We start from the raw sequence: 14,275 nt of genomic DNA, 5'->3' as shown, positions 1-14,275 counted from the left end.
ATCAGATGAAGGGTGAGTCGTTCGACTCACCCTTCATGCTCCCTTGACTCAGGGAGAGATCATATTGACGACGGAACGGATCCGGGGAGGATCAGGCTCCGACGATGTTGACGATCTTGCGACCGTTGCGGGTGCCGAATTCCACGGCTCCGGCAGTCAGAGCGAAGAGGGTATCGTCTCCTCCACGGCCGACATTGGCTCCGGGATGGAACTTGGTTCCGCGCTGGCGGACAATGATCTCGCCGGCCTTGACGGCCTGGCCGCCGAAGCGCTTCACGCCGAGGTACTGTGGGTTCGAGTCGCGACCGTTGCGGGTCGAGCTGACTCCCTTTTTGCTTGCCATGTGAGAAGTCTCCTCTTACTTGATGTTCGTGATCTTCAGACGGGTGAGGTCCTGGCGGTGGCCCTGACGCTTCTTGTACCCGGTCTTGTTCTTGTACTTCTGGATCACAATCTTGGGACCGCGGAGTTCACCGGCGACCTCAGCGCTGACCGAGACCTTCGCCAGAGCGTCGGGATCGGTCGTGACCGTCTCACCGTCGACAAGAAGTACGGCATCGAGTTCGACGCTGTCTCCAGCCTTCGCCTTCATGCGGTTGACTGTGATGATATCGCCGACGCTCACCTTTTCCTGGTGGCCCCCGGCACGGACGATGGCATAGACCATGCTCGAACCCTCTTTCTGCTAAAACACAAACGAACGGCGGTTGTCCCTTGGCTGCCGCGGGACGAACCCGCAGACATCCCATTGAGAGGAATCACCAGCCGTGGCGCGTCACGCGCACCGACGGTCAAGTCTAATCGAGAGCACACAGCATCGGCAAACCCACGCCCCATCGGCATGCGGACGATCTGCGTATTGTGAGCCATCTCTCGTTCGTCCGCAGAAAGGGCGCGATCCTCGCTTCTGCGACTCAGCTCTCGCGTGCCTCTGCGATGCGTTCGTGCCGGCGGATGACCTCGGCGACGATGAACGCCAGGAACTTCTCCGCGAACTCTGGATCCAGGTGGGACTCCTCGGCGAGCTCCCGCAGCCGGGCGACCTGCCTGGCCTCCCGGGACTCGTCGGCCGGAGGCAGACCGTGGTCGGCCTTGAGTTCGCCGACGCGCTCTGTGAGTTTGAAGCGCTCGGCGAGGAGATGAACGAGGGAGGCATCGATATTGTCGATGCTGCCCCGCAGCTCCTGCAGCCGTTCGACCGCGCGTGTTCTGTCGTCTCTGTTCTCATCCACGCGCCCAGTCTATCGATGGCCGGACATGCCTGTGCGCCGCGTCCGAATGGGCGCGGCGCACAGGCATCCTTGATCGAGGAGGTCCCCTCCGGTTGAGTTGCCTCTCCGGTCGAGGAGGCTCGGATTCAGGCGGGCTGGTCGACCGGGACCGCGTCGGTCGTGTCCGGGTCGTTCAATGTTCCGGCCTTGCGGTCGGCGAGGTACTTCTTCATCTCCTTCTTGACCACCGGCATGAGCATGTAGAGGCCGAGGATGTTGATGAAGGCACACATGAAGAGTGCGGCGTCCGCGAACTCGACGACCTTCGAGAAGGTCGCCACACAGCCGACGACGACGAAGAGGCAGACCAGTGTGCGGAAGACGGTGACGCTGGCCTTCGCATTGCCGAACAGGTAGCTCCATGCCTGCTCTCCGTAGTACGCCCAGGTGACGAGGGTCGAGAAGGCGAACAGCGCGACAGCGATGGCCAGCAGGACCGGGTACCACGAGGCGACGGTCGAGAAGGCGTCCGAAGTCAGGGCCACGCCCCCGATCTCACCGGCGCCGAGGTCCTCTCGGTAGGAGGCCTGATTGGCGACGATGATCGTCAGCGCCGTCATGGTGCAGACTACGACCGTATCGATGAAGGGCTCGAGGAGTGCTACGAATCCCTCGGAGATCGGACGGCGGGTCCTGACCGCCGAGTGGGCGATCGGTGCCGATCCGATGCCGGCCTCGTTGGAGAACGCCGAACGCTGGAAGCCGATGATCATGACTCCGACAATGCCGCCGGCCACACCCTGCGGGTTGAACGCCCCGGCGAAGATCTCACCGATAGCGGCCGGGATGTTCGAGAAGTTGAGCCCGAGCACGAGGAGACATGAGATGACGTAGAAGATGGCCATACCGGGAACGAGCTTGTCGGTGACCTTCGCGATCGAACGGATCCCGCCGAGGATGACCAGGGCGACGAGCGCTGCGAAGATGATTCCGAAGATGAGCGAGGCGAAGGGCCCGGCGAGGATCCCGTCGTCGCCGCCCGTGGCCGTGCGGACCTGGGCAAAGGTCTGATTGGCCTGGAACATGCCGCCGCCGACGATGCCGAAGATGAGGATGGCGATGGCGAACAGTCCGGTGAGCACCGTGGCCACCGGCTTGGAGAAGCGGCGGAAGGCCACAGGGAGATACTTGAATGGTCCGCCGTGGACCACCCCGTTCTCGTCGATCTCACGGTATTTCACTCCGAGGGTGCATTCGACGAACTTCGTGCACATGCCCAAGAGACCGGCGATGATCATCCAGAAGGTCGCACCTGGACCGCCGAGGGCGATAGCCACACCGACACCGGCGATATTGCCGAGACCGACGGTACCCGACAGCGCGGAGGCGAGAGCCTGGAAGTGAGTGACCTCACCGGGGTCGGACTTCGACGAGTATTTGCCACGGATGATCTCGAGCGACAGTTTCGCCCCTCGAGCTTGGATGAAGCCGAAGTAGACGGTGAAGACCCCGGCCGCGAAGATCAGCCACAGGACGACGAAGGGAAACGAGATCGATCCGATGGTGATCGGAAAGAAGATGACGCTGCCGAACCACGTCGCGATCGGATCGAACCATGAGTTGATGGCATCGTCGACCGGAGAGGCCGGCGCTGCTGAAATGAAGAAATTGTTCATAGTGTGACAATCTACTGAGACCTGCGTCACATTCAAGCGTTCCACCTAATGGGACGCGTTCAGTTATCGAACTGTTACGAAACAGGCGGCTCTGCGGCCATTTGAGATTCGTGTCTCATCAGCTGGCTAGACTGGGACCATGACTCAGAACCCTCAGCAACCAGGCCAGCGGCCGCCGCGGTCTCCCAACTCATCCGCCGATCGCGGGCCGATTCCCAGCGGAGATCCGAGCACGCACATCCAAGCCGGGCACAGTCAGCCTGCGGCATACCCCGGTGCGGAGGCAGTGACGAATCCCAACGGGCACTATGGATCCCAGGGAGCACAATCCGCGTCGATCGGTGGTTCGGAGGCGACGGCACAGTATGGTCCGCCCGCCGGAGCTCAGGCGAACACCGGTGCCCCGCCGCACCACGGTGAAGGCTCACCCCTGCCGCCGACACGGCGGAGTCGTCGTCACCTCGAACAGGGTCCCGGTTCAGGCCCGGGGTCCGGTTCCGGCGCTGGACCCACCGCACCGCAGACACCGGACCGCGGACCCCGACGCTCATCTGTGCAGGCGCCGAACGCCGGCCGGCCTCCCGCGGGGCCGGGGCAGCCCGACTCGGCCCCCACGCGCATCGTCTCCCCCGACGGTGAACGCGTGCGCGAGAAGCCGGCCGGCGGGGTCTCGGGCTATTTCGCTATCGTCGGTGCCATCGCCCTGCTCCTCGCCGCTGTGCTCATGGGCATCATCGGCTTCGTCATGAGCTTCGCCCAGGTCGCCGTCGGCGTCGTCCTCTTCGTCATCGCCGTGCTGTGCTTCATCGCCTCGATGTTCCTGTTCAGGGGATGCACCTCGGTCGCGCCCGGACATGCCGTCGTCCTCCAGCTCTACGGCAAGTACGTCGGCACGGTCAGACGATCGGGACTGCGATTCGTCAATCCCTTCTACACGAAGGACCAGATCTCGACGCGCATCCGCAATCATGAGACCTCGACCCTGAAAGTCAACGATCTCGACGGCAATCCCATCGAGATCGGCGCCGTCGTCGTCTGGCAGGTCAGGGACACCGCGCAGGCGATGTTCGAGGTCGATGACTTCGAGGAGTTCGTCGCCATCCAGGCGGAGACCGCCGTTCGGCACATCGCAAACTCCTATGCCTACGATTCCTCGGATCCTCGCCGTATGTCTCTGCGCGACAACGCCGACGAGATCACCTCGCGACTCTCCGATGAGGTCGCCGCCAGAGTGATGGCCGCGGGCGTGACCGTCATCGAATCGCGCATCACCCAATTGGCCTATGCTCCGGAGATCGCCCGTGCCATGCTCCAGCGCCAACAGGCCACAGCCGTCGTTGCGGCTCGTCAGCTCATCGTCGAAGGCGCCGTCGGCATGGTGGAGACGGCGATCGAAGAGATCGAAGGACGTCAGATCGTCAGACTCGGGCAGTCCGAACGCAGCGATCTCGTGTCGAACCTGATGATTGTTCTCTGCGGTGATCAGGCGGCGCAGCCGACGATCAGCACCACCCGCAATCAGCAGTCGGCAGACTGACCGGCCCGAGCCGCGCCTGCCGAACACGACAGCGCCCCGTCGACGGATGACGTCGACGGGGCGTCTGCTGTCTCAACGACGCAGTGGTGTCAGTCCTGACCGATGATGACGAACGAACTCGGCAGCTGTTCCTGCTTGGGGGCAGGAGACTTCTTCACCGGTTCGCTCTTCTTCGCCGGAGCGCTCTTGACCGGTGCGGCGGCAGCGACCTTCGTCTCGCTGTCCGCGCCGATCATAAACGGCAGGTCCTTCGGCTCTTCGGAGGCCGGTTCGGATTCGGCTGCAGGCTTCCGTTCGGCAGCCGGCGTCGGTTCGCCGGTGCTCTGTTCCCCGCTGCTCGACTTCTCTGCGCTCGACTTCTCGTCGGTCGCCGTCTCCTGTGCTTCGTCGCTGCGGTTCGAGCGGGAACGGCGGCGACCGCTGCGTGAACGCGAGCGGGACTTGCCGGTCTCGTCGCCGTTCGTCGAGTCAGCAGTCTGAGCGTTCGACGTCGACTCGGTCGCTTCGGTGTCGTCCTTCTTCAGGGTGGCCTTCGCGATCGCGGCGACGGCCGACCGGGACGCATCCGATGACACGGTCTCCTCGGTCGACTCGGACTCGCCGTGTTTGGTCTTCGAACCCGAGTCGCTCCGACGCTTCCGATCACGACGGTTGTCGTGGTTGGACCGGTTGCCGCGATGAGCCTTCGAACCGTCTTCTTCCGATCCGGGCAGCAGCAGTCCCCGACCGGTGAGGTCCTCACCGGCGCTGACCAGGGATTCGGCAAGTCCGGTTCCGATGCGCTTGCGCGTCATCTGCACGAGACCCAGCGACGTCACTTCGGCGACCTGATGCTTCGTCCGGTCGCGACCGAGACACTCGACGAGCCGGCGGACCACGAGATCCCGGTTGGATTCGAGCACCATGTCGATGAAGTCGACGACGATGATGCCGCCGATGTCACGCAGACGGACCTGTCGAATGACCTCCTCGGCGGCTTCGAGGTTGTTGCGGGTCACCGTCTCCTCGAGGTTGCCTCCGGATCCGGTGAACTTGCCGGTGTTGACGTCGACGACCGTCATCGCTTCTGTGCGGTCGATGACGAGCGACCCTCCCGAGGGCAGACTCACCGTCCGCTGGAGCGCCTTCTGGATCTGTTCTTCGATCCGGTAGTGGTCGAAGATGTCCTCGTCCTCGTTGTAGCTGTGGACGCGTTCGAGCAGGTCCGGGGCCACCGATTCGACGTACTCGTGGATCGTGTCCCATGCACTGTCTCCGTCGATGACGAGCGAACTGAAGTCCTCGTTGAAGACGTCTCGGATGATGCGCACGATCATGTCGGGCTCACTGTAGAGCAGCTGCGGCGCCAGCACCTTCGTCGACGTCGACTTCTTCTCGATCGTCTCCCACCGCTTGGCGAGACGTTCGACGTCACGCGAGAGATCGGAGTCGGTGGCGCCCTCGGCGGCGGTGCGCACGATGACGCCGTTCGAATCGCCGACGAGCTGTTTGAGCAGCTTCTTCAGGCGTGCCCGCTCATTGTCGGGTAGCTTCCGTGAGATTCCGGTCATCGAGTTGCCGGGCACGTAGACGAGGAAGCGTCCGGGCAGTGAGATCTGACCGGTCAGCCGGGCACCCTTGTGCCCGATCGGATCCTTCGTCACCTGCACGAGCACGGCATCACCGGGACTCAGCGCGGTTTCGATGCGGCGCGCCTTGCCGTCCATGCCGAGTGCGTCCCAGTTGACTTCACCGGCATAGAGCACGGCGTTGCGGCCCTTGCCGATGTCGATGAACGCCGCTTCCATGCTCGGCAGCACGTTCTGGACCTTGCCCAGGTAGACGTTGCCGATCAGCGATGACTGCTGACGGTTCTCCTTGAGGTAGTGCTCGACTGCGATCCCGTCCTCGACGACGACGAGCTGTGTCTGGTCGCCGCTCTCCCGCACCAGCATGGTGCGGTCGACGGACTCACGCCGGGCGAGGAACTCGGCCTCGGTGATGATGGGGCGACGACGTCCGGCCTCGCGTCCTTCCTTGCGCCGCTGGCGCTTGGCCTCGAGACGGGTCGATCCCTTGAGCGAGGTGACCTCGTCGCGATCGGTGCTGCGAGTGCGGGAACGACGACGGCGGCGCCGGCGCGAACCGGAGTCGGAGTCATCGTCGTCTTCGTCCGAATGGGAATCGTCGGAGTCCTTGTGGTCGGAGTCCTTATGATCCGACTTCGACTGCGAGTCATCGCCGTCCGCATCGGAGCTCTGCTTCGAACCGCGTCTGTTCGACCGTGATCCTCGCTTCGACGACTTCGAGCTCTGCCCTTCGGCGGCGTCCGAGGTCTCGTCCTCGGAATCCTTCGAATCATCGGCGGAATCCGCGGAATCGTCGTGTGAGTCATCGCGATTGCGCGAACGGCGCCCGCGTCCGCCCCGGCGCCGGCGCGGACCGCCTGCGGACTCATCCTCATCGTTGTCGTTCTGCCTATTCTCCTGTGGGGACGAGGAGTCGTCATCAGAGTCGCGGGAATCGTCCCAGTCGGCGTCGGAGTCGTCCTCGATCGTGACGACCTCGGCATGTTCGGCTTTCGGCACCTGGAAGATCAGGCCGCCGTCATAGGGCACCGCAGGGGTAGTGCGGGGTTCTGGGGCGGCCGCCGGCGGGGCAGGTGCCGCGAAGGGATTGCGCGGGTCGAAGCTCGGCGAAGCTTGAGCGGTTTCCGGCGCGCGACCGGAGTCCCCATCGTCAGGGTCCCCATGGTCAGAGTCCCCGCTGCCATCGGGATCGTCGTCGCTGTCGTCAGACGGCTCGCTTCGGACGAACTCCTCGAAGACGAGCCCGCGATTGGCCACGGCATCACGTGCTGACTTCGGCCCGCCTCGGGAAGGGGCGGGTTCGTCCGCATCGCCGTCGTCATCGGCATCGCCGATGCGCAGCGATTCGGCTGCCTCGGCGATGTCATCGAGACGTAAACGCACGGTGTCGTCGACATCATCGTGTTCGGCGTTCTTGGCACTGACCGTCTGCTGCAGATTCGCGAGGTCCGCGAGAATGCCTTCGGTCGGATCTGTCGACTCTGTACCGTCGTTCGACGTATCGTTCATCGTATCTCCCTGTCCGAAGACTCCGTCCACACCGTACGGATCTTCGGATCCTTGCATGGTCCGCGATGGACCGAAACCTGTGGATGGCACATGAGGCTCGCGCTCAGCGCGTAGGCCCTCCGTGCTGCCTCATCTTGTTGTCGACCTGCGAGGTCATACCCTCGACTCGGTGGAGGCACTTCTCCTGTTCGGTGTGAGAACAGGTATCCGTGAGACCATTATGTCACAGAAGTTCCTCTGCGCTGAGGTTTCTCGTGGTACGGGGTTTGCTGCGCTGGACACGGCGAGGCATTCTTGAGGGGTGAACACCACATTGACTCCTCCCGATGATCCTCAGGCCGCCGGCACCACCTCGTCGTGGGTGGTCAGATCCGCTCCGTTCGGGATCTTCCTCATCATCGCCTCGGTCATCGGCTTCCTCGCCTCGTTCTCGCTGTCGGCGGAGAAATACGACAAGCTCGCGAATCCCGACGTCGTGCTCTCCTGCGACCTCAACCCATTCTTCTCGTGCGGTTCGGTCATGGAACATGCCGAAGCAGAGCTTCTGGGCTTTCCCAATCAGCTCATGGGCATCGCGGCATTCGTCATCCCACTGCTGCTCGGAGTGCTCATCCTGTCCGGGACCCGCCTGCCCCGGTGGGTGATGATGGGGCTGAACATCGGGCTGGGCTGCGGCGTGGCGCTGGTGATGTTCCTCTTCTATGCCTCGATCTACAAGATCGGAGTCGGCTGCCCGTGGTGCATCATCGTGTGGACCGTGACGATCCCGATGTTCATGGCCGTCACTGCCCGCAATCTCCTCACCGGAGTCTTCGGCCGCCGGACAGCCGACAATGCGGTGCTGAGGGTCCTGGCCAAGGAGAACATCGCCCTGTCCGTGCTGTGGATGCTCATCATCTTCGCGTGCATCGTCGTGCAGTTCTGGGCGTTCTTCTCCAATCTGCTCTGATCCGACGCACGCAATCGGGATCCGAGCCGGCAGATGCCAGCGTGGTCTCGATGTGTGAAATCAGTGAGGGCGCCCTACCGAGTGGTGGGGCGCCCTCACTGCATCCGACCGGCGCGGCTCGGATTTCGGCCGTGCGCGAACTTCCGCCGGCCGTCAGTCTTCGGCCGGGTACCAGATCCCGATCTCGCGTTCGGCCGATTCGGTCGAGTCGGAACCGTGGACGAGGTTCTTCTGCACGTTCTCACCCCAGTCGCGGCCGAGGTCGCCGCGGATCGTGCCGGGAGCAGCAGCCGTCGGGTCGGTGGCTCCTGCCAGCGACCGGAAGCCGGGGATGACACCGTGTCCGGCGGCGATGATCGAGACGATCGGTCCCTCGGACATGAAGTCGATCAGCGGCTGATAGAAGGGCTTGCCTTCGTGCTCGGCGTAATGGGCTGCCAGTTCGGCGGCGGTGGCCGAACGGAGATCCAAGGCGGCGATCGCATAGCCCTTGGCTTCGATGCGGGCCACGATCTGTCCGACGAGTCCGCGGGCGACTCCATCGGGTTTGATGAGGATGAGCGTACGTTCCATTCCGGTCCTTCCGATTGCGTGTGGACGTCGGTGGACAGTCTACCCGGGCCCCCAGGCGGTGCTCGCCTCGGCGCCCTCACAGGTCAGCCCCGCGCTGCGACCTCACGATCGATGCGCGCCGACCAGTAGACGGCCACTGCCCACAGTGCGATGAAGAGAGCTGCGACGAAGAACATCGAGGTGAGCACGAAGCCGGAGGCCAGCAGCAGTCCCTGGACGACCCAGCCGATGATCACGCCGGGGCGTCTCTCACCGATCCGACGCGGCAGCAGGATGACGGCGATGATCGCCAGCACAGCGACGACCGAGGCTCCGATGAGCAGCTGAGCCAGGGTCAGGGTCTGCGCAGACTTGACCGACAGGCCGAATGTCGTGAGCACGGCGAAGTAGACGACGACGAGTTCGCAGATGAGGATCGATCCGCACAGGACGGGATACTTCGATTTCACTGCTCCTCCCCCCGTCCGAGGAGCAGACGGGCCTCGGCCACTGTATAGATGGAGCCTGTGACGACGATCCCGGGGCTCTTCGCGTCGACGCTGTTGGCCAAGTCGATGGCCTTCATCAGGGCGGCATTGAGATCGGAGGCGACGATGACCGAATCCTCGTCGACCCATTCCCTGACCGCCTCGGCGAGCTCGCCTGCCGGCAGCGACCGGGAGTTGAGATTCTCGCTGACGACGAACACATCGGCGCTGCGGTGAAGCTCTTCGATGACACCGTCGCTGTCCTTGTCGGCCAGCATCGCCAGCACTATGACGACGTAGTCGAAGTCGAACGCCTCGGTGAGGGTCTCGGCGAGTACATGGGCGGCATCCGGGTTGTGGGCGCCGTCGACGACGACGCTGGGCCCGGCGCGCACGAGCTCGGCACGGCCCGGCGAGGTCACCCGGGCCAGCCCCTCGGCCACGGTCTCCTGGTCGAGCGGCTTGTCTTCGGTGCCGAGGAAGGCTTCGGCCGCGACGATCGCGACCGCGGCATTGTGAGCTTGGTGGATGCCGTGCAGAGGAAGGAACAGATCGGAGTAGACGTCCCTGCGGCCCTGCACGGTGATGAGCTGACCGTCGACGGCTCGCTGCCGATCGAGGAGGCGGAAGTCCCGGTCCTCGGTGGCCAACGGAGCCCCGCGACGAGCGGCTTCCTCATCGAGGACGGCCTGGGCGGCTTCGTCCTGGACGGCAGACACGGCGACGGGGTCCGGGGCCGGGCTGTCTGCGACGCTGCGATCGAGGATGCCGGCTTTGGTTGCGGCGATCTCCTCGATGGTGTCGCCGAGGAACGCCTGATGATCGAGTCCGATCTTCGTGAAGACGCACACCTGAGCATCGGCGACGTTCGTCGAATCCCAGGCTCCGCCCATGCCGACCTCGGTGACGACGACATCCACGGGGGCATCGGCGAAGACGGCGAAGGCCAGCACGGTCAGCGCTTCGAAGTAGGTCAGCGTCGCACGGCCTTCGGCCTCGAGCTGAGCATCGACGATCTCGAGATACGGGGCGATCTCGTCATAGATGCGCACGAAGGTGTGAACGGACACGGGGGCACCGTCCACGGAGATCCGTTCCGTCACCGAATGCAGGTGAGGGCTGGTGAACCGGCCGACGCGGAGCTCATGTGCGGTGACCAGCGAATCGATCATCCGCGCCGTCGAGGTCTTCCCGTTGGTTCCCGTGATCGTGATCGTCGGGGCCGCGGTGTGGACATCGCCGAGGATCTCACACGCCCGCCGGGTCGCGTCGAGGCGCAGTTCGACCTGGGTCTCCCCCGCCCGGGCCAGCAGCAGAGCGTAGACGCGGGCGAGTTCGGCGCGAGTGGCCTCATCGACGACCGGCTCCGGTACGGGTTCCGGATCCGTTCCGTCCCCGGACTGCGGACCTTCGACAGCGGCCAGCAGCTCCTCGGCGGCAGTCAGCGGATCCTCGGCTGAGGTGTCGTCGTCGCTCATGCGCGCTTCACCGCCAGACGGGTGCCGCCGGGAAGCTCTTCGGGACTGAATACCTCGGCGTCGGACTCGGCCGGGCCGAAGGCCAGCGACGTCGTCAGTGTCTCGCCGGCGATGAGGTCGGCGTGGGGTTCGAGGGCGGCGACCGCCTCGGGGCCGGCTTCGACGGTGACGGCGATCCGGTCGGAGATGTCGAGGTCGAGCTGCTTGCGGATGCCCTGGATGGCACGCACGGCATCTCGGGCCATGCCTTCGGCTTCGAGTTCCGGGGTGACCCGCGTATCGAGGGCGAGGAAGCCGGAGTCGAGAGCTGCGAGCTCCATGCCTTCTGTGGCGGACTCGGCGACCGATTCGAGGGTGTACTCGCCGTCGACGAGCTCGATTCCGCCGCTGATGACGGTGCCGTCGGCAACGGACCAGTCTCCGGTCTTCGAGGCTTTGATGACCTGCTGGACCTGCTTGCCCAGACGGGGTCCGGCGGCACGGGCGTTGACGACGAGATTCTGCGACAGGGAGAATCCGGCGGCCTCCGCCTCGGCGACGTCGAGGACCTCGACGGTTCGCACATTGAGCTCATCGGCGATGATCTCGGTGAAGTCGGAGCTCAGGTCCGTGTCGGTGGCGACGGTCAGCTGCGACAGCGGCAGACGCACGCGCAGCTGATTGGCCTTGCGCACCGAGGAGGCCGTTGAGCAGATATCGCGGGTGAGATCCATGGCCGCGACGAGGTCGGCGTCAGCGGGGAATACATCTGCGTCGGGATAGTCGGCCAAGTGCACCGACCGCTGACCGGTCAGTCCGCGGTAGATCTCTTCGACCGTGAACGGCAGCAGGGGTGCAGCGACCCGGCAGAATGCCTCCAGGCAGGTGTAGAACACGTCGAAGGACTCGTGCGTCTCGGCACCACCGTGCCAGAACCGGCGGCGCGAACGGCGCACGTACCAGTTCGTGAGCATGTCGAGGTAGCTGCGGACGAGTTCGCATGCCGCCCAGATGTCCAGGTTGTCCATCGCCCCGGCGAATTCGCTGATGAGGTCGTGCGTCTTGGCCAGCAGGTACCGGTCGAGGACCTGAGACGAGTCGTAGCGGGACTGTGCCTGGTAGCCGGTCTTCTCCCCCGCCGGACCGTCGGCCGCGTTGGCGTAGGTGGCGAAGAACTGCCATGTGTTCCACAGCGGGAGCACGACCTGGCGGACACCGTCGCGGATGCCCTGTTCGGTGACGACGAGGTTGCCGCCGCGCAGGATGGACGAAGCCATGAGGAACCAGCGCATGGCATCCGAGCCGTCGCGGTTGAAGACTTCGTTGACATCGGGGTAGTTGCGCAGAGACTTCGACATCTTCTGCCCGTCGGAGCCCAAGACGATGCCGTGGGAGATGCAGTTGGTGAATGCGGGCCGGTCGAAGATCGCTGTGGCCAGCACGTGCAGAAGGTAGAACCAGCCGCGGGTCTGTCCCACGTATTCGACGATGAAGTCGGCCGGGAAATGGTTGTCGAACCATTCGGAGTTCTCGAACGGGTAGTGCACCTGGGCATAGCTCATCGATCCGGAGTCGAACCAGACGTCGAAGATCTCCGGGATGCGCTGCATCACGGACTTGCCCGTGGGGTCGTCCGGGTTTGGGCGGGTGAGGTCGTCGACCCACGGGCGGTGGAGGTCGACCTCGCCGGAGTCATTGCGCGGCAGCCGTCCGAAGTCGGCTTCGATCTCGGCCAGGGACCCATACACGTCGGTGCGCGGGTAGGTCGGGTCGGAGGAGATCCACACGGGGATCGGCGAACCCCAGAAACGGTTGCGCGAGATCGACCAGTCGCGAGCATTTTCGAGCCATTTGCCGAACTGTCCGTGCTTGACGTTGTCGGGCACCCAGTTGATCTGCTCGTTGAGTTCGACCATGCGGTCCTTGAACTCGGTGACTCGGACGAACCAGGACGACACGGCACGGTAGATCAGCGGGTTCCGGCAGCGCCAGCAGTGGGGGTAGGAGTGTTCGTAGGACTCGTGGCGGACCAGCAGCGCCTTCCGCGATTCCATCGGACCGGTGTGGTTGCGCAGGTCCTTGATGATCGCCTTGTTCGCGTCGAAGACCTGCTGCCCGGCGTAGTCAGCGACGGTCGTGTCGAAGCGACCGGCGTCGTCAACCGGACGGGCGGCGGTGATTCCGTAGGAGTCGGTGAGCTCCTTGTCCTCTTCGCCGAAGGCCGGCGACTGGTGGACGATTCCGGTGCCGTCGTCGACGGTGACGAAGTCCGCAGCAAGGATCGTATGCATCCTCTCGCCGAATTCGTCCTGCCGACCCTCGAAGTAGGGGAACGCAGGTTCGTAGGCGGCGCCGACGAGTTCGCTGCCGGGGAAGGTGCGCAGAACCTGGGGTTCGGCACCGAGCTCACGGGCATAGGCGCCGAGGCGCGCCTCAGCGAGGATGAGCGTCTTGCCCTGGAGGTCTTCTGCTCCGTCTTCTCCGGGCACGACCGCGACGAGCGGGATCTCCGGATTGACGGCCACTGCCTGGTTCGACGGAACGGTCCATGGCGTCGTGGTCCAGATGAGGACCCATTCGTCGGAGTCCTTGAGCTTGTATCCGATGGTCACGGCCGGATCCTGACGCATCTTGTACACGTCGTCGTCCATGCGCAGCTCGTGGTTCGACAGCGGCGTCTCGTCCTTCCAGCAGTAGGGAAGCACGCGATAGCCCTCGTAGACGAGGCCCTTGTCCCACAGCTGTTTGAACGCCCAGATGACGCTTTCCATGTATTCGACGTTGAGCGTCTTGTAGTCGTTGTCGAAATCGACCCACCGACCCTGACGGGTCACGTACTCTTCCCATTCCTGGGTGTAGCGCAGCACCGAGGAGCGGCAGGCGTCGTTGAAGGCGGCCAGACCCATGCGGCCGATCTCGGACTTGTCGGTGATGCCCAGCTGACGTTCGGCTTCGAGCTCGGCCGGCAGACCGTGGGTGTCCCAGCCGAACCGGCGGTCGACCTTCTTGCCCCGCATCGTCTGGAAGCGCGGGACGACGTCTTTGACGTAGCCGGTGAGCAGGTGACCGTAGTGCGGCAGGCCGTTGGCGAAGGGCGGGCCGTCGTAGAAGACGAATTCGTTCTCGCCGTTGACACCAGCGTCGCGCTGGGCGATCGACGCCTTGAAAGTGTCGTCCTCCTGCCAATAGCGCAGCACAGCGTCTTCGATGGCGGGGAAGTTCGGGGACGACGAGAGGCCGAACGTCGAGGTCGACACCTTGGGATAGAGAGGCTGGGTCATGAGCGTCCTTCTGGGTCACTGCGGTCACTGTCACGAGGACGACAGTC

11 protein-coding genes are annotated in these 14,275 nt (G+C 64.2%); 2 read left to right on the top strand and 9 right to left on the bottom strand.

What is annotated here, in order from left to right; translation table 11 throughout:
* Window positions 1–91: 91 nt before the first annotated feature.
* The 4 genes from rpmA to ACTIIH_RS09210 all read right to left on the bottom strand — a co-directional run bounded on the left by rpmA (window position 92) and on the right by ACTIIH_RS09210 (window position 2,887).
* The gene (gene rpmA / locus ACTIIH_RS09225) at window positions 92–343 is read right to left on the bottom strand and encodes a 50S ribosomal protein L27 (RefSeq protein WP_025776788.1); all 252 of its coding nucleotides are present in this window, start codon (window positions 341–343) and stop codon (window positions 92–94) included.
* Between the two features lie 15 nt (window positions 344–358).
* Window positions 359–667, bottom strand: coding sequence for a 50S ribosomal protein L21 (gene rplU / locus ACTIIH_RS09220; RefSeq protein WP_025776790.1), 309 nt, complete (start codon window positions 665–667; stop codon window positions 359–361).
* 247 nt (window positions 668–914) lie between these two features.
* Window positions 915–1,232, bottom strand: a complete 318-nt coding sequence (locus ACTIIH_RS09215; RefSeq protein WP_025776791.1) for a chorismate mutase — start codon at window positions 1,230–1,232, stop codon at window positions 915–917.
* A 125-nt stretch (window positions 1,233–1,357) separates the two neighbouring features.
* Window positions 1,358–2,887: an alanine/glycine:cation symporter family protein gene (locus ACTIIH_RS09210; RefSeq protein WP_101593620.1), complete on the bottom strand. Its 1,530-nt coding sequence runs from the start codon at window positions 2,885–2,887 to the stop codon at window positions 1,358–1,360.
* 643 nt (window positions 2,888–3,530) lie between these two features.
* Here ACTIIH_RS09210 and ACTIIH_RS09205 point away from each other — a divergent pair.
* A complete protein-coding gene (locus ACTIIH_RS09205; RefSeq protein ID WP_231488339.1) occupies window positions 3,531–4,424 on the top strand; it encodes an SPFH domain-containing protein in 894 nt (297 codons plus the stop codon).
* Between the two features lie 89 nt (window positions 4,425–4,513).
* Here ACTIIH_RS09205 and ACTIIH_RS09200 read toward each other — a convergent pair whose 3' ends face one another.
* Window positions 4,514–7,501, bottom strand: a complete 2,988-nt coding sequence (locus ACTIIH_RS09200) for an Rne/Rng family ribonuclease (protein ID WP_441451523.1) — start codon at window positions 7,499–7,501, stop codon at window positions 4,514–4,516.
* A 301-nt stretch (window positions 7,502–7,802) separates the two neighbouring features.
* Here ACTIIH_RS09200 and ACTIIH_RS09195 point away from each other — a divergent pair, with 301 nt between their 5' ends.
* Window positions 7,803–8,450, top strand: coding sequence for a vitamin K epoxide reductase family protein (locus tag ACTIIH_RS09195; protein WP_441451522.1), 648 nt, complete (start codon window positions 7,803–7,805; stop codon window positions 8,448–8,450).
* 153 nt (window positions 8,451–8,603) lie between these two features.
* On the opposite strand, the gene ndk is transcribed toward ACTIIH_RS09195, so the two are convergent.
* The 4 genes from ndk to ileS all read right to left on the bottom strand — a co-directional run bounded on the left by ndk (window position 8,604) and on the right by ileS (window position 14,228).
* Complete coding sequence (gene ndk, locus ACTIIH_RS09190; RefSeq protein WP_441451521.1) at window positions 8,604–9,023, bottom strand: nucleoside-diphosphate kinase; 420 nt, start codon at window positions 9,021–9,023, stop codon at window positions 8,604–8,606.
* Window positions 9,024–9,106: 83 nt separating this feature from the next.
* A complete protein-coding gene (locus ACTIIH_RS09185) occupies window positions 9,107–9,472 on the bottom strand; it encodes a DUF4233 domain-containing protein (RefSeq protein WP_441451520.1) in 366 nt (121 codons plus the stop codon).
* Window positions 9,469–10,968: a bifunctional folylpolyglutamate synthase/dihydrofolate synthase gene (locus ACTIIH_RS09180; RefSeq protein WP_441451519.1), complete on the bottom strand. Its 1,500-nt coding sequence runs from the start codon at window positions 10,966–10,968 to the stop codon at window positions 9,469–9,471. The genes ACTIIH_RS09185 and ACTIIH_RS09180 overlap by 4 nt, the downstream gene beginning before the upstream one ends.
* Window positions 10,965–14,228, bottom strand: a complete 3,264-nt coding sequence (ileS, locus tag ACTIIH_RS09175) for an isoleucine--tRNA ligase (protein WP_441451518.1) — start codon at window positions 14,226–14,228, stop codon at window positions 10,965–10,967. Before ileS ends, ACTIIH_RS09180 begins: the two co-directional genes overlap by 4 nt.
* Window positions 14,229–14,275: the final 47 nt, after the last annotated feature.

The sequence above is a fragment of the Brevibacterium sp. genome (genome assembly GCF_052105255.1).
Taxonomy (GTDB): Bacteria; Actinomycetota; Actinomycetes; order Actinomycetales; family Brevibacteriaceae; genus Brevibacterium; species Brevibacterium linens_B.
This window is presented reverse-complemented; position numbering and strand designations above follow the sequence as displayed.

Coding starts and splice junctions, on each gene's coding strand:
- ileS (WP_441451518.1), bottom strand. CDS start 14,228: ATGACCCAGCCTCTCTATCCCAAGGTGTCGACCTCGACGTTCGGCCTC.
- ndk (WP_441451521.1), bottom strand. CDS start 9,023: ATGGAACGTACGCTCATCCTCATCAAACCCGATGGAGTCGCCCGCGGA.
- rpmA (WP_025776788.1), bottom strand. CDS start 343: ATGGCAAGCAAAAAGGGAGTCAGCTCGACCCGCAACGGTCGCGACTCG.
- ACTIIH_RS09200 (WP_441451523.1), bottom strand. CDS start 7,501: ATGAACGATACGTCGAACGACGGTACAGAGTCGACAGATCCGACCGAA.
- ACTIIH_RS09180 (WP_441451519.1), bottom strand. CDS start 10,968: ATGAGCGACGACGACACCTCAGCCGAGGATCCGCTGACTGCCGCCGAG.
- rplU (WP_025776790.1), bottom strand. CDS start 667: ATGGTCTATGCCATCGTCCGTGCCGGGGGCCACCAGGAAAAGGTGAGC.
- ACTIIH_RS09210 (WP_101593620.1), bottom strand. CDS start 2,887: ATGAACAATTTCTTCATTTCAGCAGCGCCGGCCTCTCCGGTCGACGAT.